This is a genomic window from Paucihalobacter ruber (genome assembly GCF_006494535.1).
In the GTDB taxonomy this organism is placed as follows: Bacteria; Bacteroidota; Bacteroidia; order Flavobacteriales; family Flavobacteriaceae; genus Paucihalobacter; species Paucihalobacter ruber.
This window is the reverse complement of record NZ_VHIQ01000006.1, coordinates 245,950-266,299: the sequence shown is the minus strand read 5'-3', so window position 1 is coordinate 266,299 and position 20,350 is coordinate 245,950. Positions and strand designations below refer to the sequence as shown.

Sequence of the window (20,350 nt, the reverse complement as noted above, 5' to 3'; positions counted from 1 at the left end):
TAAATTTGATATTTAATCGAAAATACATCTACAAAAGTAAATCATAATTCACTTAAACTCTAAATTTAAAAGGTATTAAATATAAAGGTTGATGAAAAAAATAGCACTCTGTTTTTTAACAGCAGTTACCTGCCTAGGGGTTTACGCTCAACTCCACGTTCAAGGTAATCATTTTGTGTTTGCAAACAACGTGGAATTATTTGTTCAAAATGAGGTCAACCTTAAAGATGAACAAAGCACTTTATATTTAAGAAATGGTGCGCAATTACTTCAAGACGATAATGTTGGCAATAGAGGTATGGGCGAATTAAGTATTCAACAAACCGGCACAGTCAATCAATTTGCATACAATTATTGGTGTTCACCTATTGGCGCTAGCTCAATGGCCGCGACAAATGAACCTTTTAGAGTAGACCTTATTCATGAGTCTACTGGACTAATTTCGAGTAATAATGTGCCTTTCACAACTGCTCTAGATGGTACTCCTTCACCAGGACTTACTATTTCAAGTCGTTGGCTTTACACTTTTACTACGTCTAACCAATACAACGATTGGATATATGTAGGAAGTAGTCTACCTATTGCGCCGGGGTTGGGCTTTACTATGAAAGGTTTTGGTGAAAATGCTCCTATTGAACAAGTTTATGATTTTAGAGGTAAGCCCAATAATGGTGATGTTCAAAACGATGTTTTGGCTGGAAATTTTACGCTTATTGGAAATCCATATCCTTCTGCTTTAGATGCGGCCTTATTTGTTAATGATCCAGCAAATCTAAATACCATATCTGGCGAATTATATTTTTGGGAACAAGAGGAAGGTGCAGACTCACATTTTATTGCCGATTATGTTGGTGGATATGGAATTCTAACCTACGGTCCTGCACCAGATTATTTAGAAAATTTCGTCAATGCACCATTTTTCACATACGATGGTTCTGGAAATGTTGTTACAGGTTCTCCACCTATACCACCAACTCCTGTGGGTTTTGGTATTAAAATAGCTAGACGCTACCAACCTATCGGGCAGGGATTTTTGGTAAGAGGCTCAAATAATGGCATAGTAACCGTTAAAAACGAGCACCGCGCTTTTGTTCAGGAAGGAGCTGATAGTTTCTTTTTTAGAAGTACTGAAGTAGAAACGCCTGAAGAGAACAGTCCATTTTATCAAGTACCTGAAGATTATAAACGCTTTAGAATCAACATTGATTTTAACGATTTATATACCAGACAATTGTTGCACAACTTTCACCACACTGCCACTGATGGTTTTGACCGTGGATTGGAAGGTCACAGACCTGGCGGACCTGCGAGTGATGCGTATTGGACTTTAGACGATAATAAATTTGTAATTCAAGCGCATGATTACCGTGAATCTTTAAGAATCCCCATCGAAGTTAATGCCGAAAACAATCAGCCATTGCGTTTTAGAATTGTAGATATTCAAAATTTTGAAGATCGACAACCTATCTATTTATTTGATAGTAAATACGATGTGTATGTTAACCTTAAAAAACAAGATTACAATATCAATATAGCGGCAGGAACCTATTCCAACCGATTTGAAATCACTTTTAATAGAGGCACTTTATCTAACGACGAATTTATCACTTCTAACTTTAGGGTTGTTCAAGACAATTCTAACGCTAACTTATTATTGATGAATCCCACACTTTTAGATCTTGAACACTTTAGTTTAATCGATATTTCCGGAAAACAAGTGATCACTAAATCTCAATTAGGAGCTCAATCTGAATATAACTTTGATACTGCAAAATTGAGTGATGGTGTTTATATCGCTTCTATTAAAAGTACTTCGGGCAATAGTTTGAGTAAAAAGGTTATTATAAAAAATTGATGTTTTATTATCTTTCATCAATGATAAAGATATTAAATGTTTCAGCTGTAGTCGGCAAAGTGGATGACCACCTTATTCCTTGTATGTGGAAAAAAAGCTTTGGTTTAGAATGTTTTGGCTGTGGCATGCAACGCTCAATGGTTTTGTTATTTCAAGGAGAATTTAGCGCCGCATTTAAAATGTATCCGGCTATTTATACGCTCATACTCCTATTTGGAACCCTTTTACTGCATTTAAAATTTAATTTCAAACACGGACATAAAATTATTTTAGCTTTATTTGTAACTAATATCATCATTATTATTACTAACTATATTTTAAAAATCACTTAAACTTTTAACACATGGAACAACAAAAACTACCTAACAGCACATTGGTTTTAATCATGGGTATTTTATCTATTGTAGGATGCTGCTTTTATGGATTACCCGGATTAATTTTTGGAATTGTGGCCATCATTTTTGGTCTAAAAGATAAAAAACTTTATAAATCAAATCCAGATGAGTACACCGGTATTGGTAATGTGAATGCTGGTTTCATTATGGGGATTATTGGTGTAATTTTAAGCGTATTGTATCTAGTTATGTTTTTGATTTTCTTATCTATGTTTGGATGGGATGTTATTACAAATCAAGAATTACTTCAAGAGCGCTTACTAGAATTACAACAAAACCAATAAAAAATCATGGAAAACAGACCACCAAAACCACCCAGTTATCTGGCTATTGCTATCATCAGTACCATATTATGCTGCTTACCGGCGGGAATTGTTAGTATTGTTTATGCCACTAAAGTCAATGATGCTTATTTTAATGAAGATTACGAAGGTGCTCAACGCGCATCAAACAATGCTAAAACATGGGCGATTGTATCTATAGTTGTAGCATTGGCAGGACTAATCATCTATATTGCCATTTTTGGATTTGCATTTTTTGCCGCTCTTGCAAATAGCTAAACTACATATTGGTTTTAAAATAATAATAGCGATAATGACACTCGCGGTCTTATCGCTATTATTTTTATTTAATCCGGCCGACTTTAACATTTTTCCTAAATGCCCGTTTCATCTTACCACAGGATGGCATTGTCCCGGATGCGGCAGTCAACGTGCCTTACACAGTTTTCTACACGGTAACATCATAGAAGGTTTTAAACATAATCTTCTCATTATATTACTGATAATAGTACTAATCTATGATGCCGTAGTAATAACGATTAACAAATATTTCAAAAAAAACTATTTCAACCTTCTACACCATCCAAACACCACAAGAGGTATTTTAGTGTTGATTATTTTGTTTTGGATTTTTAGGAATCTGCCATTTACACCTTTTAGTTATTTAGCGCCTTAGTTTTAGAGTCGTTAAATTAGACGCACAAACCTAAAAGCATAAGTAAAGCACAATTGGTAACAATTATATACCTTACGTTTAATTTAGGATTAGTTTAATTATTTTGCAGCTTAAGAAACGGTTGCCTTTAAATATATATTTCTCGCAAAGTCGCTAAAGACGCAAAGTTTTCTTTCAATTTTTTTTAAGTAAAAAGAATACTCAAAAAATAATTTGAACGATTTAGATAAATAAAAAACCTCACAAACAACTAAGCCGTGAGGTTTTAAATTCTATTAGGTTTATAGCAAAATTAGTCTTCAAAAGATTTTAAAGTTTTAATGATTATGTCCACACAATCTCGCAATTGCTCTTCGGTCATAACTAAAGGTGGTGCAAATCTAATCATATTACCATGTGTTGGCTTGGCTAACAATCCATTATCTCTTAATTTTAAACAAATATTCCAGGCGGTATCGCTATCTTTAGCATCGTTAATAACAATGGCGTTCAACAAACCTTTTCCTCTTACTAGTTTAACAATGTTACTATTAGCTATGTATTTATTCATTTCAGCTCTAAAAAGCTCGCCAAGTTGGTAGGCATTTTCGGCTAATTTTTCTTCTTTAACAACTTCAAGGGCAGCCATGGCAACCGCAGCCGCCACAGGATTACCACCAAAGGTACTGCCGTGATTACCGGGCTGAATCACATTCATAATCTCATTGGAAGACATCACCGCCGAAACAGGATATAAGCCACCACTCAAGGCTTTACCCAAAACCAAAATATCGGGCTTTACATCGGGCGTATTTGAGCAATCCTTATTTGGGCAAGTACAATTTCCGCAAGTTGCCAATTGCCTACCCGTTCTCGCAATACCGGTTTGAATTTCGTCTGCAATAAATAACACATTGTATGTTTCACAAAGCGCTTTGGCTTGTTTTAAGTAACCTTCGGTTGGGACGTAAACGCCTGCTTCGCCTTGAATGGGCTCCACTAAAAAGCCGGCAATATTAGGGTTGGTGCTCAAAACATGTTCTAAAGCTTCAATGTTGTTATAAGGTATTTTGATAAACCCGTCGGTATAGGGACCAAAATGTTTTCTGGCCACAGGATCGTTTGAAAATGAAATAATAGTCGTGGTTCTTCCGTGGAAGTTGTTTTCGCATACCACAATTTCAGCCCTGTTAATATCTATTCCTTTTACCTCATACGCCCATTTTCGGCAAAGTTTGATTGCTGTTTCAACGGCTTCAGCACCCGAGTTCATGGGTAACATTTTATCGTATTTAAAATAGTTAGTGGCGTATTTTTCGTAACGACCCAACATATCATTATAAAAAGCACGCGAGGTAAGTGTTAATCTTTTAGACTGTTCTATCAAGGCGTCTACAATTTTTGGGTGACAATGACCTTGATTTAATGATGAATAGGCCGAAAGAAAATCGTAATACTTTCTACCCTCAACATCCCACACAAATACACCTTCTCCTCTACTTAAAACCACAGGCAGCGGATGGTAATTTTGTGCGCCGTACTTGTTCTCTAAAGCCATCGCTTCTTGCGAGGTAATAGACTCTAAATGAATCATAAATAATTGTTTAAATGAATAATTAAGCAATTCCTGCTTGTGGAGAGAAATCATCCGTTTTAAAGGTGTTGCAAATTAATAAATCTAAGTTGAAATTTGGTAAAATTCGCAGCATTTTATACTATTTTTGCGCCATGCCAAGAAAACAACCTAATAAAATTTTTACCCAGGTTACCGTCATTGATGCAGGTGCCAAAGGTAAATCTGTTGCCAAATCGCCCGATGGTCGGGTTATCTTTTTGTCTAATGCCATACCGGGTGATGTGGTTGATATACAAACCTTCAAAAAACGAAAATCTTATTTTGAAGGCACTGCTGTTAACTTTCATGAACTATCGCCCAAACGTACCCAACCCAAATGTAAATATTTTGGTACTTGCGGCGGCTGTAAATGGCAAAACATGGGTTATGAACATCAGCTATATTACAAACAAAAGGAAGTTGAAAACAACCTTATCCGAATTGGTCATTTGTCGCTGCCCGAAGTATCACCCATTCTGGGCTGCGAAAATCCGTATTTCTACAGAAATAAAATGGAGTTTTCGTTCTCAAACAATCGCTGGTTGACAAAAGAAGAAATTACTTCAAGTAAAAACGTCAACGATAAAAATGCCTTAGGTTTTCACATACCCGGAATGTGGGATAAAATTTTAGACATTGACGAATGCTGGTTACAACCCGATCCTTCAAATGCTATTAGAAACGCTATTAAACAATACGCAGTATCTAATCATCTAGAGTTTTTCGACCCGAAAAATCAAAACGGATTTTTAAGAAGCTTAATGATACGAACTGCTTCAACCGGCGACGTTATGGTACTGATTCAATTTTACAAGGAAGATAAAAACGCCCGGAAAGCTTTGTTAGATTATCTGAACGAAAGCTTTAAAGAAATTACTTCTTTACAATACGTCATCAACGAAAAAGCTAACGACACGATTTACGATCAAGAAGTCGTTTGTTATAAAGGTAAAGATTATATCACCGAAGAAATGGAAGGCTTACAATTTAAAATAACCGCCAAATCTTTTTACCAAACCAACTCAAAACAAGCCTACGAGTTGTACAAAATAACCAGAGATTTTGCAGGTTTAACCGGCAGTGAGCTGGTGTACGATCTCTACACCGGTACGGGAACCATTGCGCAGTTTGTGGCAAAAAAGGCAAAAAAAGTAATTGGTGTTGAAGCCGTACCCGACGCTATTGAAGCCGCTAAAACCAACGCACAATTAAACGGCATTACCAACGTTGAGTTTTACGTGGGTGATATGAAATCTGTTTTCAACCATAACTTTATATCACAACACGGCCACCCCGATGTAATTATAACAGATCCGCCAAGAGATGGCATGCATAAAGACGTGGTGGCTCAAATATTAAATATCTTGCCAAAAAAAGTAGTGTATGTTAGTTGTAACAGCGCTACTCAGGCCAGAGATTTAGCGCTGATGAAGGATTTTTATAATATTGAAAAAGTACAACCTGTAGATATGTTTCCACAAACACACCATGTTGAAAATGTTGTACTTTTAACACTGAAATAAGTTAAAACAAAGAATGAAAAGAACATCTGTTTTACTGCTGTTGTTGATAGGATTGGTCTATACCTGCGAGCGCGATGATATTTGTCCCGAAAGTACAGCCACTACTCCCAGATTGATTATAGAATTTAACGATATTGCCAATTTTGAAGACAGCAAAAACGTTAGGCAACTTACTGTTATAGGAATCGATGACGAAGGTAACAATGTTAATACACTCATTTCACGCACCACTACCAACGAATTGGCACTTCCTTTAAGAATTGTAACCGAAGGCGAAAACACTACCTCAAGATTTAAACTTATTAGAGATGCCGATTTTGATTCAGATAACAATCCAAATACGACTTCAAACACTGATATTATTACAATTACCTACATACCCGAATTTGTTTATGTAAACAGAGCCTGTGGTTTTAAAAGCATTTTTAACAGCATTGGTGTTGAGATTGAAAGCGATGACAATCAGTGGATTTTAGGCCGAACTATAAATATTGAAAACATTGAAAACGAATTAAATGCGCACATTACTCTGTTTCATTAATATCTGTTTATTAGGTGGTCTTTTAAACCTTCAGGCACAGGAAGACACCATTACCATAACAGAGCCCATCTACAAAGAAAAATACGGTTTGCGTATTGGCGGTGATGTGTTTAAACTGGCACGCTCATTTTACGACGAAGATTACACCGGATTTGAAGTCAATGCCGACTTTAGACTGAACAAAAAAATATACATTGCCGGTGAAATAGGTTTTGAAGAAAAAATCACCACCACCGATTTCTTAAGAAGCACCGCCAGCGGAAGCTATTTACGTGGTGGTATTGATTATAACCTCTACCAGAATTGGTTAGATATGGAAAATATGATTTTTGCCGGGTTCAGAATTGGTGCAGCTACCTTTAGTCAAGATATCAACGGGTTTACTATTTACGACGTCAATAACCTGTTCTGGAATCAACAATTTAGCAGCAATGAAGGCGAGAAATTCAGCAACCTCACCGCGCTTTGGACCGAAATTATTCTGGGTACCAAAGTACAAGTGCTACCCAATTTATATGTTGGATTTAACGTGCAGCTAAAATTCTTGTTGTCGAATACCAAACCAAGCAACTTTGAAAACCTTTACATTCCCGGATTTAATCGTACCTATAGCAATAGTAGTTTTGGTGCTGGTTTTGGCTATAATATTTCTTATTTAATACCCATTTACAAGCGCGATAAGTAGTAAAATTATTTTTAAATCTTCCGGAATATGATTAATTTTAATAAAACTTCGGTAGATGGAAAAGGAAACCATTATTGAACAACTGGAACAAGCGCACCTGGACTTGTTCAACTTTCTGGAAAACCAACCTAATGAACTTTGGTTACAAGGTCCGGAAGGAAAATGGACCACCGGGCAGCAAGCCTTACATTTGCTACAAAGTATCAAAGCCTTAAACGACGCGTTAAGTTTACCTCGTTTTTTTATCAAGTATAAATTTGGTACCGCCAATAGAGCTGTAAGAAATTACGATGAAGTGGTTAGAAGATATAACCAAAGACTTTCAGAAGCCAAAAATGCTACTTTTAAACCTTCCGAAGCTATGAAAATTCCACCATTAAGCGATAAAACCTATCTATTAAATCGGCTTAAAATGGAAAACAAAAAATTGCAATACAAAACCAAAAAATTGCAGGATAAGCATTTAGATGCGCTAATTTTGCCACATCCGCTAATGGGAAAAATGCCCGTTAGAGAATTATTGATGTGGACCATTCACCATGTCATTCATCACACCAATAGTTTAAAAGAATATTACTCAGATTTAAAGCCTAATTGACATTAGTCATAATTTATGTAAAATATAAAATCTAAATTAGATAAGTATTTTAACCTAATGTCGCTATGAAACTTTTTAAATTTTATCTGGGAGCGTTATTACTACTTAATTTAAGTTGTGCCAGCACGCAAGAAGTTATGTTCGATTATAATCTCGATGTGGATTTTAACCAATACAGCACTTTTGTATTATGTATAGACGATTTGTTTGTTGAATACACCAGTCAACCAAATTACGACAATAAAACCATACGTAATTACCTTGCTGATGCCGTTGAATACGAAATGAAAAAAAGAGAACATAGAACCAATGTGCTCAATCCCGAATTACAAGTAGGTTTTACAATAACCTTGACTGAAAACACCGTATCTTTTGTTGATTGTGAAGAGGGAAATGCATTAGGTTACTGGAAAGAATGTAAAATTGAAGAACGTAATTACCTCGAAGAAACCTTAATAACATATGTATCTGATTACAAAACGAACGAGATTATCTGGCAAGCCTCAATTGAATGCAGTCTTAACAAACCAAAAAAGGCACTTAAAGAACATATTGACGAATTAGTTAAGCAACTTTTTAAAACCTATCCCAAATCTGAAAAAAGAATATTTTAATCGGTTTGTTTTTTTGCTTTTCGGCTACCTTCATACATTTCGTATTTAACGAACTTGGCTTCTAATTTGGCATTCATCACCTTAATTTTTCTCGATGGTCTTAAACCAACAAACTTTAAGGCTTCCAGATTTGAAGTAATAAGCCAGGCATTGGTATTGGGGTACCCGTGTTTTAAGGTCGAACCAATATTCGCATAAAATTGCTCTAAGTCAATATCTAGTCGTTCTCCATAAGGCGGATTAAAAACCATGTGCAACTTGCCGTCACCTGCTTTTTGTGTCTTGAAAAAATCTTCGTGTTTAACGGTAATGTATTCCTCTAAGTGGGCATTTGTTACATTTTCTTGAGCCTTCATGACGGCCGAAGGCGCTTTATCATAACCCATAATTTTGTAGTGGAATTCACGGGTTTTATTCAATAAAGATTCTTCTATTTTTTCAAATAAATCTACATCCCAATCCGGCCAGCGTTCAAAAGCGAATTCCTTTCTCATTAGGTTTGGTGGAATGTTACAGGCTATCATAGCGGCTTCAATTAAAATAGTACCGCTACCGCACATAGGATCCATAAAATCGCTTTGACCATCCCATCCGCTCAACATTACTAATCCCGCCGCAAGTACTTCGTTTATTGGCGCGATATTGGTAGCCAGTTTATAGCCTCGTTTATGAAGCGATTCGCCGGAAGTATCAAGTGAAAGCGTGCAATGATGTTCGTCTATATGCACGTTTAACTTCATATCAGGAAAACGCAAATCTACATTAGGTCGTGTTCCTGTACTATCTCTAAATTTATCGACGATTGCATCTTTTGTTTTAAGCGAAATATATTGAGAATGTTTAAAATAATTGGAATGAACTGTCGCGTCAATCGCCAAAGTACCCGTTGATTTTAAATAGGGTGTCCAATCTATATCGTAAATTTTTCGGTATAAATCTTCTTCATTTTTAACAGTAAAGCTTTCAATTGGTTTTAAAATCTTAATGGCTGTTCGCAAAGCTAAATTGGCTTTATACATAAATCCTTTATCACCATCAAATTGCACATTTCTTACACCGCTAACTATATTAACAGCTCCTAATTGCTTTAACTCCTCCGCCAACAGTGCTTCAAAACCAAAGAGTGTTTTCGCAACCATTTTATAATTATTGTTCATGCCCTTACTGTAATTTCAAGCAAAAATAAAGTATTTTTGCGGCTACATTCAGAGATAATGATAAAACAACAATCAAATTGGTTTACTACGTGGTTTAATACGCCTTATTATCATATTTTATACAAAGACCGGGACTACAATGAAGCAGGTGTTTTCATGACCAATATTACCAATTATCTCAATTTTCCTGAAAATGCCAACATTTTAGATTTGGCTTGCGGTCGAGGTCGTCATTCGCTGTATTTAAGCAAATTGGGTTATCACGTTACAGGCGCCGATTTATCTGAAGACAGCATTGCATTTGCCAAAAAGTTTGAAAATGAGCAGCTCCAATTTAAGGTGCACGATATGACCATGCCTTTCGGAAAAACCTTTGACGGTGTATTTAATTTGTTCACTAGCTTTGGTTATTTTGATGATGAAGCCGATAACGTGAAAACACTTGAGGCGATTAAAAAAAACCTCAACGAAAACGGATTTGCTGTCATGGATTTCATGAATGCTGATGTGGTTATTCCTAATCTAATTGCGTCTGAAACTAAAGTCATGGATGGTATAGAATTTAAAATTGAGCGCTATTTTGAAAATGGTTTTATCTATAAAGACATTAGCTTTCAACACGACAAGAAGGATTATAATTTTACCGAACGTGTAAGAGCATTTAATCTTGGTGATTTTGAAGAAATGTTTGAGAAACTCGATATTTACTTATTAGATGTATTCGGGGATTATCAGCTCAACAAATACTACAAAAACAAGTCTGAACGTTTAATCATGATTTTTAAATAAATGAGTTATTTATTGCCTTTTCTTGGGGTTATATTCGGTGGACTTTTGGTGATCTTCACAAAAAAAAACCGCATTTCTTCTAAATGGCCCATTAAATTACTACTATCTTTTAGCGGTGCCTTCTTATTGTCGCTCACTTTATTTAATTTATTACCCGATGTTTATCATCATCTTGAAGGTAAAGCTACCGGTGTTTTTATTATGTTGGGCATTACTCTGCAAATTGTTTTAGAAACACTGTCTAAAGGGGCTGAGCATGGCCATATACATCACCACAGCGACTCTAATGATTTTCCTTGGTTATTATTTATAAGCTTATGCATTCACAGCTTTTTAGAAGGTTTCCCGTTACACCAGCACAATAGCATGATGTTTGGGGTTTTAATGCACAAAATACCTATTGCAATTTTAATAACGGCATTTTTGGTGAAGTCAAAATTTAAAATGTCACAAATTTTGTTATTCCTATTAGTGTTTGCGATAATGACGCCTCTGGGAACTTTTGTGTCATTTTATTTTGAAGGGTTGGAGGCCTATATCAGTTATATTAATGCCATTGTAATTGGCATCTTTCTGCATATTTCTACCATTATTTTATTTGAATCTGACCAAGGTCATAAATTCAACTTTTCAAAATTATTTGCCATCCTGTTAGGTATTATAATCGCCTATTTTATTTAGATTGAAATGTTCAGCAAAGAAGACTCTAAACGTTTACGTGAAGAATTTTGGATAAGCTTCGGAAAGTCATTTCCAACAAAATGGTTGCTTTACAATACAAAAATTAAAGACTTTAGTTTTAAATTTTATTTTGACACCAAACAGGCTTGGGTAAGCTTAGATATTGAGGGCGATTTAGAACAGCGCATCGAGAACTGGGAAAAACTTCTGTCGTTAAAATCTGTGATTTTAGAAGACTATTTACCCGAAGCTAAATTTGAAGAATGTTACCTATTAGAAAATGGCAAGGAGATTTCCCGAATGTTTGTAAAACTGGAACAAAAAGTCTCCATTCACAACAAAAACAACTGGCAGGAAGTGATGCTGTTTTTTAACAAAACGATGCCAAAATTTGAATTGTTCTTCGAAGATTTTCGTGAAGTCTTCACCAATTAGATGACGTAGTGGTAAATCATCATAAAGTGACTAATGGCGCCTCCTAAAACAAACAAATGCCATATCACGTGGTTATACGGAATTTTTTGAATGGCATAAAAAACAATGCCAACCGTGTAGAATAAACCACCGGCAAACAGCCATAAAATACCGTCAGATCCAATGATATCGGCCAAGGTTGAAAAATCAAAAACAATTAACCAACCCATTACCAAATAGAGCAAAGTTGAAAACACTTCAAATTTACCGGTAAAAAACAATTTTAGCACCACTCCAAAAGCGGCAATACCCCAAACAGACCAAAACAATGGCCAACCTCTTGATTCAGCCAGGGTAATCAATAAAACCGGTGTGTAAGTACCGGCGATGAGCATATAAATGCTGATATGGTCAACAATTCTGAAATAATGCTTTTTACGTTCGTTATTAACCGAGTGATATAAGGTTGAAGCCGTAAAAAGTATGATAATTGATAAGGCATAGGTAACCACTGCAAAAGTTTGTAATCCTTCGGCACTGTTTATTTTTAGCAACATTAAAACCAAAGCTACAATGCCCAAAATAACTCCTAAACCATGGGTAACAGCATTTAAAAATTCCTCCTGACTGGTTTGAATTCGCATTAATCTTTTGGTGTTACTGTAGGTTGATTGAGCCACTTGTCGGTTAGACTAAAATAATCTATATAAAAAGCCGATTTTTGGCGTTCTAACTGCTGACTCTGAAAAGCGCGTTCTAAGATATCTTCAATAAAGAAATCTTCTTTTTGATCTAACGGATTAAATTCCTTTTTAAGTGAAATATCAAACAAAGACGCTGTGTTGTTATACCAAAAGGCTCTCCAACCGCTACGAAGTTGTTTGATTAGATCAAAGGCCGAAGTTCCGGTTTGTCGGTGAATAAGTTTTACTAAAATCTGACCTTCGCTTTTGGTGAGTTTTTTTAATTCTGCCGAAAATTCTTCTTCGATATATTTTTGCACTATTTTGGAATATCGACGCTGTTCTCTCTTGGTTTCTAATTGCTCAAGTCGCTCGTTTAAAGCCACCAATCTTTCAGATGCCAACTTGGCATAAGGATACACTTTTAAAGTTTTTCGTTTTAATATTAAATAATTAATGCGCTCATCTTTATTAAGGAATTTTAAATTCTCTAAAATCCTCACTTCGTCTAAATAAATGGCATCCATAGCCAAGCTATCACCTTCAATGTAAAAGTATTCCACATGTGTGGTATCTTTTTTCTTCGGAATGACCTGAGACCAGCCAAAAGCGAAACTGAAAACGAATATGTACGGTAATAACTTCAACATGCGATTTTAAAAACAGTGTCCTATTCTAAAATGCAAATTTAATGCCGATTGTACTTCAACGTACTAAAATTAGCCTCTTTTTAAAAATAAAATGATTACAACTGCTTCCTGTTGTCTTCAGAATTGGTATCTATGAGTTTATTATAGGGGTCAACACCAACTTCTTTAGGCTCTTTATCAACAATAATAACAAGTTTGTTATTGATGGTTGTGACCTTATGTTTCTTTAAATACAATTCTTCGGGCTCGTCTGAATCTTCGGGCTTGTCTCCAAACACCCCAATATCTAAATAATCTGCTAATGGTGCTGAATAGATTGGCTTACGCATACTTTCGGTTTTGTAATTTAAAGTATCGCTTTCTGTTTCATTGTAATAGGTTTTACCCAGATCGTCGTTGCGATATTTGCTCACATTAAATTCAATTTCAACTTCATACTTACCGTTATCTAACTTTTTGTATTTGGCATCTACAATGTTATTACTGTAAAGGGTAATAGTTTCATACATGTCTTTAATGAGATATTGAAGCGAATCTGGCGTTACAGATCTGAGTTCATCAACTAGTTCTATCGAAGTTGTATAAGGCGGTTCTTGAAATGCCACTTTAGACACATAGGTTTTCAATGCATTATTCAAAGTTTTTTCACCCAGATAATCGCTCATGGCATAAAATATTAACGAGCCCTTTTGATAGTGAATGTAACCCTGACCGTCGTTATACATTAAGGGTTTCTCGCGTTTTCTCTCGAACGTTCTCTGTAACAAATAGCCATCTAAGGCATCCTTCAAAAACTTGCGCATTTTGGTTTTGCCGTACTTCTGTTCCAGCACTTTTAATGAGGTATATTCTGACAAACTTTCAGACAACATAGTAGCTCCTAATACATCGGCTCCAATTACCTGATGTGCCCACCATTGGTGTGCAATTTCGTGAGCCGTTACCGAATACGGATAATCTACACCTCCTTCTTCAGAGTCATCAACATCGGCAATAAAACCAATGGCTTCAGAAAACGGAATGGTATTTGGAAACGCCTGTGCAAAACTACCCATGGTACGAGGAAACTCGATAATTCTGGCTTGTTTATGTTGATACGGACTATAATTTTCGGAGGCGTATTTTAATGCGTCTTTCAATCCGTTCATCATTCTATCTAAATTGTAGGTGTGATCTTTGTGGTAATAGATTTCGAGATTAATATCGTTCCACTTGTCTTTTTTTACCTCAAATTCAGCAGAAATAAAGGCATAAAAATTCAATATTTTACTGTCCATTTTGTAATGGAAGTATTTACGGTTACCTTCTACCCATTCTTTTTGTAAATATCCCGGTGCTATGGCAATTTGATCTTTTGAAGTACTAACGGTTGCCTCAAAATCAATCCAATCGGCGTCCTTAGAAATATAAGTATCACCCAGGGCCGTACTATCTGAAGGATGCGGTTTTAAAGGATTGGGAGGTAAATCGTACTTCTCGCGGGTTTTATCGTCTCGCAATTCACCACCGGTTGAGTAACCAAACGATGGAAATATTTGAAAGTTATTGATAAAAGTACCGTTATACAGCACCGGTGAGCGTTTTCTTAATTTGCTATTGGATTTATTCTTAACAGTAACTTCTAAAGACAAAGTGTCACCCGGTAATAAAGCCTTTTGCAGCTTGTATAATTGTATGCGGTTGACCGTATCATTAACAACCAATTCATTCTCTGTACTAAACTCGTAAGTGTTAATATAGCCATTAGTGTTTAGAAACAGGGTATCAATAGGCTGATTGGTTTTATTTACCATTAAATAATTGGCTCCGGCTTCAAAATTTAGTTTGTCAGGGAAGATATGCAGATTAGCATTAACCGCAACAATTCTTGGTTGTGGTGTTTGCAAATATTTCTTATAGGTTTTTTCTCTTTCTACTGCTTGTAACTCACTTTCCTTCGCCGATGTACGGGTATTTTTAACATTGTTTTCGTAGTAAAGGCCATAACCAATACCAAAAAAGGCTATTGTTAAAACACTCAATGAAATAATGGCCGTACCATTCATGCGTTGTTTGGCAATACGCAAGCGCTCTTTAAACGAATGAGGTAATCCTCTAACCCAAAGTAATGCACTCAATACCAAAAATATTAACCCTGCCAATAGCCAATAGAATTTATAAATCATGTAAGGCCAGAAAGAGGTTCCGTAGCCGTTCATATCAGAATATGAATAACCCGGACCTTGGTTGTATTTGTAAATATCCTGCTCAATTCCGGCGGCACTTAAAAGCGGAATACCAATCCATAGCACGAGTAAAACAAAGAGACCTAAATACGCATTGCCTATTAATACCTGAATGAATAAGGCCATTAAAGCCCAAATCGCGTAGGAAATGAAATCTAAAACAAATAGTTGATAGAGATATTGACCTAATTCGAACTGGTAAAAACCACTATACATTTGAAACAAAATACCGGACAGCATCACTACAAACAGCATGATGAGTTGCATTTTAAGTAGTGCCAAAAGTTTAGAAAACCAAACAACCCAGTTTGGTGTTGGTGTCACGTCTAACAAATGGTTCATATTGGCTATTTTAGCGCGTTGTACCAACAAGCCGGCATACAAAAAAGTACAAACATTAATGGCCAGGGTAAACACACCACCACCTTCCAACATTTTCCATGTAAGAGGTAATGTTTTAGTTCCGAAAATATTTCCAACTTCCGAAAGTCCGATAAGGATTAAAATCAAACCTACCAAAACAATACTAATGAACGGCCAGTTTCTAATAATGTAAACCAGATCCAAATTAGAGTGTTTCCAGCTGTTTTTTAAATTATTTAGAAATGAAAAATCATAATTAACCACAGGTAATTTAATTCTGGTAATACCCCCAAAATTAGACTTGGTTGAGCGTTCACCCTTCTGTTTTCTAAATGAAAAACTAATGGCATTCTGACTAAAACTAAACACTTTGTAAACCGCACCAAAAATTAAGGTTGCAATTCCCAACCAAAGCAATCTGTTGTAAATGATGACTTCCTTTAATGGCAATTGCAGTTCGTTTTGCTCGGCTACTGTCCAGTAACGCGTGTAGTAGTTTTGTGCCGATGCCCCAAACGGATCCAGCAAGGCTGCCAGATATCTGTTATCGGGTGTGCCCAACAAACTTTCAAGTAATCCTTGCGCCAATAAAATTAAAACTACGGTTATAAAACCCGCCGCAATATTTCTGGTAAAAGTTACCACCGCAAAAACAATGGCACCAAACAACAAAATATTAGGTAAGATATACACCAAATAACTGTGTAAATAGGCTTGTAAACTAAAGGCACCAACAATTTCTGAATTGGTACCGGGAAGTCTAAAACCAATAAACATTCCTATACCAATGGCAATCACAATAAGGGTTACTACCAGAATAGCGCTAAAAAATTTAGCAAACAAATAATTGGCTTTTGTAAAAGGGTATGAATATAAAATAGTATGCATTTCACTCTTATAATCTCTATAAATAGAAACCCCAACTATCGAGGGAAACAAAAAGAAAATAAGTATAGTTAACGCATTAAAAAGTCCGTTAATAGCAATTGGCGAGTTTACAATGTTCGAAGAACCGGTGGTTACAGTAATACTATCGAAAATACCTGCGGAAGACGCCGCTAAAAATACCGCCAACACAAAGAAGATAGCGCAGTAGATATAGGTTGCCGGTTTTTTAATCCAATAGGTAAATTCGTGTTTAAATATGGTTGAAAACATGAGATATCTTTAAGTAATTAAACAACAGGATTTTCTATATCACCTTTTAAAGCAATAAAGTACACATCGTCTAACTGCGCATTGGCGCGTTTAAAATCAGACGACGGTTGCTCATCGCTATAAACTCTAATGTTAAGTGTATTGTCCTGATTGTAATTAGAAGATAATATGTTGTACATGGCTTCGTTGGCCTCAAGCTCATCGCGCTCAATTATTTTGGTCCAGATTTTTCCTTCCAATTCCTGAGTAGCTTGTGCCGGTGTGCTATGTTGTAAAATTCTTCCACCGTTTAGAATAGCCATTTCCTTGCATAATTCCTTCACATCGTCAACAATGTGAGTTGAAAAAATTACCGTGCAATTGGTGCCAACTTCGCGCAGAACATTAAGAAATCTATGACGTTCGGCCGGGTCTAAACCTGCAGTAGGTTCATCTACAATGATTAATTTTGGGTTATTGAGCAGTAATTGTGCGATGCCGAAACGCTGTTTCATTCCACCAGAATATCCTGCTACATGTTTTTTTCTAACATCGTATAAATTAGTAATTTCTAAAACTTCTTTTACAATAGCTTCTCTCTCTGTTTTAGATGAAATACCTTTCAAGGTAGCGAAATAGTCCAGCAAAGCTTCGGCCGACAATTTTGGATATACACCAAACGATTGCGGCAAATAACCCAATAACTTTCTTAAAGCCATTTTATCATTCAGCACATCGATATCGCCAAAGGTGATACTGCCTGAATCGGGACTTTGTAAGGTGGCAATGGTGCGCATTAAGGTAGATTTACCGGCACCATTAGGACCAAGTAAGCCAAACATACCGGCTCCTATTTCAATATTGATATCATCTAAGGCTTTTACGCCATTTTTATAAGTTTTGGTAAGATTTTTTATTACTAATTGCATAACGATTTAATTGGATTTACGTATTGGACTCACTATTTAAAAATTTGTTACAAGCTTTGTGCAGTTTGTATAGGCTTTTCAGAAAAATCATTTTAATTTTACAAACATTTAACCAATTCAAAAACCTTAAATATACATATTAATGGCGAAAAAGAACGTACTCAACAAAAAGTCAATGGAGTTTTTAAAAAACTATTTGAATAATGCAGCTCCTACCGGTTACGAATGGAACGGACAAAAAATATGGATGGAATATTTAAAACCTTACGTTGATACTTTTATAACAGACACTTACGGAACAGCAGTTGGCGTTATTAATCCCGAAGCAGATTACAAGGTGGTGATTGAAGGTCATGCCGATGAAATTTCGTGGTACGTTAACTATATCACCGATAACGGTTTGATTTATGTTATTAGAAACGGCGGCAGCGATCATCAAATTGCGCCGAGTAAAATTGTAGACATTCACACCAAAAACGGCATTGTAAAAGGTGTGTTTGGCTGGCCTGCCATTCATACACGGGATAAATCTAAAGAAGAAGCGCCAAAACCCGAAAACATTACCATTGATGTTGGTGCCAAAGACAAAGCCGAAGTTGAAAAAATGGGCATTCATGTAGGCTGTGTGATTACCTATCCTGACGAATTTCATATTTTAAACAACGATAAATTTGTTTGTCGTGCGCTCGATAACCGTATGGGAGGTTTTATGATTGCAGAAGTAGCCAGATTACTTCACGAAAATAAAAAGAAACTACCTTTTGGTTTATACATCACCAATTCAGTTCAAGAAGAAATTGGTTTGCGTGGTGCTGAAATGATTACACAAACCATTAAACCAAACGTAGCCATTGTTACCGACGTTACCCACGATACCACTACCCCGATGATTAACCAAAAAATTCAGGGATATGCCGAAATTGGTAAAGGTCCGGTGGTAGCTTACGCTCCGGCTGTGCAGCAAAAATTAAGAGATTTAATCACCGATACCGCCGAAAAGAACAAAATACCGTTTCAGCGCTCGGCATTATCAAGAGCCACAGGCACCGATACCGATGCTTTTGCCTACAGCAACGGCGGGGTGGCTTCAGCGTTGATTTCCTTACCGTTAAGATATATGCATACAACGGTTGAAATGGTTCATAAAGATGATGTTGAAAACGTCATCAGGTTAATTTACGAATCTTTACTCAATATTAAAAGTGGAGAAAAGTTTAGTTATTTTGAATAAAACTTCAGAAGAATATATAGATATCGTCACCGAAAGCGGTGCGCCCACGGGTAAAGTTGCTCTTAAAGACGATGCGCACCGCAACGGTTGGTATCACAATACCATTCACCTTTGGCTTTACACCAAAAATGGAGAAATTCTACTTCAACAACGCTCGCATAAAAAAAGTATTTATCCACTTCTATGGGATGTGTCCGCTGCCGGTCATGTTGACGCCGGTGAATCGCTCATAAATGCTGCCATTAGAGAAACTCGTGAAGAACTCGGATTGTTATTAAAACCTGAACAACTCACCAAAATTGGCATTCACAAACACTGTAAAAATTACAATAACGGACAAATTAAAGACTACGAATTTCATCATGTGTTTATCGCAGAATTAACCGTAAATATTGAAGAACTTAAACCGGATGATGAAGAAGTAGAAGCTCTAAAATTAATCTCAATTTCAGAGTTTTTGTATCTTTTAACCCATAGCCAAACCAATAATCACTTTGTTGGTGAAAACCGAGACTACTATTTATTTATAGTACAAAAAATTAAGAAGTCGTTAAAAATTTAAGAGTGTTTCAATTCAAACTATATTCTTTTATCTGGCTAATGGTAGTGGACAAAACTAAATTAATTTAATATTGTTCAACGCTAAAACTTAATCAATTGTCTAATTGACAACAATTTTCAGCACCACAACTTAAACCAAGTTTTTCCTTTTCTGATTCATTTGGTAATCTTCCATGGCGGTCTTTGAATCTTTCTATACTTTTTCTATGAAGAATCGCTATTTTTAAATTTAAGACATCCGGATTACGGTTAAATGCAAATTTCATAAGATTAGCATTATCCATTGTTTTGAGATCTTCCGATTCAAATTTCTCAATCAACTCCTTTCTTAAGTCTTCAATTATTTTGATTACGGTTATATTGCCTTCTGGATAATAAAATAATTCTTGCAGTCTGTAAGGTTGCTCTATATTTAATTGCTTACCTAGTTGCCTTATTTCATTTTCCTTCTTCCATAAATGATGTCCAACCCTTTCCCAAGAATAATTTATTCGTAGTTCGGCTATTCTAGTTCTTCGCCAATCCCCAAACTCGGTCATCAAAACCACACTCAGAGAATCTCGATATGTTATTATACGCTCTTCGATGAACTTATATTTTCTAATAGTTTCATTAAACGAACTAGAATCTATGCTGATATTAAAGTTTGAATCTAAATACTTGTAATTATGGTTTAAATAATCAAATTCATCGGGAACATAAGTATTTTGGGCCAATGCCATAAAAATATTTAATAAAAATAGGCTTATGAGGTAATTTTTCATTGTA

The 20,350-nt window shown here is 35.8% G+C and carries 22 protein-coding genes; 15 read left to right on the top strand and 7 right to left on the bottom strand.

What is annotated here, in order from left to right; genetic code table 11:
* The first annotated feature begins 91 nt into the window (after window positions 1-91).
* Genes FJ651_RS13060 through FJ651_RS13040 form a run of 5 tightly spaced genes read left to right on the top strand, consistent with a single transcriptional unit; the run spans window position 92 to window position 3,207 of the window.
* The gene (locus FJ651_RS13060) at window positions 92-1,855 is read left to right on the top strand and encodes a T9SS type A sorting domain-containing protein (RefSeq protein ID WP_140990980.1); all 1,764 of its coding nucleotides are present in this window, start codon (window positions 92-94) and stop codon (window positions 1,853-1,855) included.
* Window positions 1,856-1,875: 20 nt separating this feature from the next.
* Complete coding sequence (locus FJ651_RS13055; protein WP_140990979.1) at window positions 1,876-2,187, top strand: DUF2752 domain-containing protein; 312 nt, start codon at window positions 1,876-1,878, stop codon at window positions 2,185-2,187.
* Between the two features lie 11 nt (window positions 2,188-2,198).
* Window positions 2,199-2,534 carry a CCC motif membrane protein gene (locus FJ651_RS13050; RefSeq protein WP_140990978.1) on the top strand — a complete coding sequence of 112 codons (336 nt, stop codon included), beginning with the start codon at window positions 2,199-2,201 and terminating at the stop codon, window positions 2,532-2,534.
* Between the two features lie 6 nt (window positions 2,535-2,540).
* A complete protein-coding gene (locus tag FJ651_RS13045) occupies window positions 2,541-2,810 on the top strand; it encodes a CD225/dispanin family protein (RefSeq protein WP_140990977.1) in 270 nt (89 codons plus the stop codon).
* Between the two features lie 34 nt (window positions 2,811-2,844).
* Entirely contained in the window at window positions 2,845-3,207 is a 363-nt protein-coding gene (locus FJ651_RS13040; protein WP_140990976.1) for a DUF2752 domain-containing protein, read from the top strand.
* Between the two features lie 292 nt (window positions 3,208-3,499).
* Here FJ651_RS13040 and rocD read toward each other — a convergent pair whose 3' ends face one another.
* A complete protein-coding gene (rocD, locus tag FJ651_RS13035; RefSeq protein ID WP_140990975.1) occupies window positions 3,500-4,780 on the bottom strand; it encodes an ornithine--oxo-acid transaminase in 1,281 nt (426 codons plus the stop codon).
* 134 nt (window positions 4,781-4,914) lie between these two features.
* Here rocD and rlmD point away from each other — a divergent pair, with 134 nt between their 5' ends.
* From rlmD to FJ651_RS13010, 5 genes are all read left to right on the top strand, one after another.
* Complete coding sequence (gene rlmD, locus FJ651_RS13030; protein WP_140990974.1) at window positions 4,915-6,324, top strand: 23S rRNA (uracil(1939)-C(5))-methyltransferase RlmD; 1,410 nt, start codon at window positions 4,915-4,917, stop codon at window positions 6,322-6,324.
* Window positions 6,325-6,337: 13 nt separating this feature from the next.
* On the top strand, window positions 6,338-6,865 hold the full coding sequence (locus FJ651_RS13025) for a DUF6452 family protein (protein WP_140990973.1): 528 nt from the start codon (window positions 6,338-6,340) through the stop codon (window positions 6,863-6,865).
* Complete coding sequence (locus FJ651_RS13020) at window positions 6,840-7,550, top strand: DUF6048 family protein (RefSeq protein WP_140990972.1); 711 nt, start codon at window positions 6,840-6,842, stop codon at window positions 7,548-7,550. The genes FJ651_RS13025 and FJ651_RS13020 overlap by 26 nt, the downstream gene beginning before the upstream one ends.
* Window positions 7,551-7,605: 55 nt before the next feature.
* Window positions 7,606-8,148: a DinB family protein gene (locus FJ651_RS13015; protein ID WP_140990971.1), complete on the top strand. Its 543-nt coding sequence runs from the start codon at window positions 7,606-7,608 to the stop codon at window positions 8,146-8,148.
* A 65-nt stretch (window positions 8,149-8,213) separates the two neighbouring features.
* Window positions 8,214-8,762 (top strand): DUF4136 domain-containing protein, encoded by a 549-nt coding sequence (locus FJ651_RS13010; protein ID WP_140990970.1) that lies wholly within the window; start codon window positions 8,214-8,216, stop codon window positions 8,760-8,762.
* On the opposite strand, the gene FJ651_RS13005 is transcribed toward FJ651_RS13010, so the two are convergent.
* The gene (locus tag FJ651_RS13005; protein ID WP_140990969.1) at window positions 8,759-9,919 is read right to left on the bottom strand and encodes a THUMP domain-containing class I SAM-dependent RNA methyltransferase; all 1,161 of its coding nucleotides are present in this window, start codon (window positions 9,917-9,919) and stop codon (window positions 8,759-8,761) included. The two genes, FJ651_RS13010 and FJ651_RS13005, sit on opposite strands and share 4 nt — an antisense overlap.
* Window positions 9,920-9,976: 57 nt before the next feature.
* On the opposite strand from FJ651_RS13005, the gene FJ651_RS13000 reads away from it, so the two are divergent.
* Genes FJ651_RS13000 through FJ651_RS12990 form a run of 3 tightly spaced genes read left to right on the top strand, consistent with a single transcriptional unit; the run spans window position 9,977 to window position 11,824 of the window.
* Window positions 9,977-10,708, top strand: coding sequence for a class I SAM-dependent methyltransferase (locus tag FJ651_RS13000; RefSeq protein WP_140990968.1), 732 nt, complete (start codon window positions 9,977-9,979; stop codon window positions 10,706-10,708).
* Window positions 10,709-11,389: a ZIP family metal transporter gene (locus FJ651_RS12995; protein ID WP_140990967.1), complete on the top strand. Its 681-nt coding sequence runs from the start codon at window positions 10,709-10,711 to the stop codon at window positions 11,387-11,389.
* Between the two features lie 6 nt (window positions 11,390-11,395).
* Window positions 11,396-11,824, top strand: coding sequence for a DUF4268 domain-containing protein (locus FJ651_RS12990; RefSeq protein WP_140990966.1), 429 nt, complete (start codon window positions 11,396-11,398; stop codon window positions 11,822-11,824).
* Here the strand turns inward: FJ651_RS12990 and trhA are convergent.
* From trhA to FJ651_RS12970, 4 genes are all read right to left on the bottom strand, one after another.
* A complete protein-coding gene (gene trhA, locus FJ651_RS12985; protein ID WP_140990965.1) occupies window positions 11,821-12,447 on the bottom strand; it encodes a PAQR family membrane homeostasis protein TrhA in 627 nt (208 codons plus the stop codon). The genes FJ651_RS12990 and trhA overlap by 4 nt on opposite strands.
* Window positions 12,447-13,136, bottom strand: coding sequence for a DUF4294 domain-containing protein (locus FJ651_RS12980; protein WP_140990964.1), 690 nt, complete (start codon window positions 13,134-13,136; stop codon window positions 12,447-12,449). Before FJ651_RS12980 ends, trhA begins: the two co-directional genes overlap by 1 nt.
* Before the next feature lie 95 nt (window positions 13,137-13,231).
* Window positions 13,232-16,882, bottom strand: a complete 3,651-nt coding sequence (locus FJ651_RS12975; protein ID WP_140990963.1) for an ABC transporter permease/M1 family aminopeptidase — start codon at window positions 16,880-16,882, stop codon at window positions 13,232-13,234.
* Window positions 16,883-16,899: 17 nt separating this feature from the next.
* The gene (locus FJ651_RS12970) at window positions 16,900-17,790 is read right to left on the bottom strand and encodes an ABC transporter ATP-binding protein (protein WP_140990962.1); all 891 of its coding nucleotides are present in this window, start codon (window positions 17,788-17,790) and stop codon (window positions 16,900-16,902) included.
* A gap of 142 nt (window positions 17,791-17,932) precedes the next feature.
* On the opposite strand from FJ651_RS12970, the gene FJ651_RS12965 reads away from it, so the two are divergent.
* Together FJ651_RS12965 and FJ651_RS12960 are read left to right on the top strand one after the other, a co-directional pair.
* Window positions 17,933-19,021, top strand: coding sequence for a M42 family metallopeptidase (locus FJ651_RS12965; RefSeq protein ID WP_140990961.1), 1,089 nt, complete (start codon window positions 17,933-17,935; stop codon window positions 19,019-19,021).
* Window positions 19,014-19,583 (top strand): NUDIX hydrolase, encoded by a 570-nt coding sequence (locus FJ651_RS12960; RefSeq protein ID WP_140990960.1) that lies wholly within the window; start codon window positions 19,014-19,016, stop codon window positions 19,581-19,583. The genes FJ651_RS12965 and FJ651_RS12960 overlap by 8 nt, the downstream gene beginning before the upstream one ends.
* A gap of 91 nt (window positions 19,584-19,674) precedes the next feature.
* Here FJ651_RS12960 and FJ651_RS12955 read toward each other — a convergent pair whose 3' ends face one another.
* Window positions 19,675-20,346 (bottom strand): hypothetical protein, encoded by a 672-nt coding sequence (locus FJ651_RS12955; protein WP_140990959.1) that lies wholly within the window; start codon window positions 20,344-20,346, stop codon window positions 19,675-19,677.
* Between the last annotated feature and the right edge of the window lie 4 nt (window positions 20,347-20,350).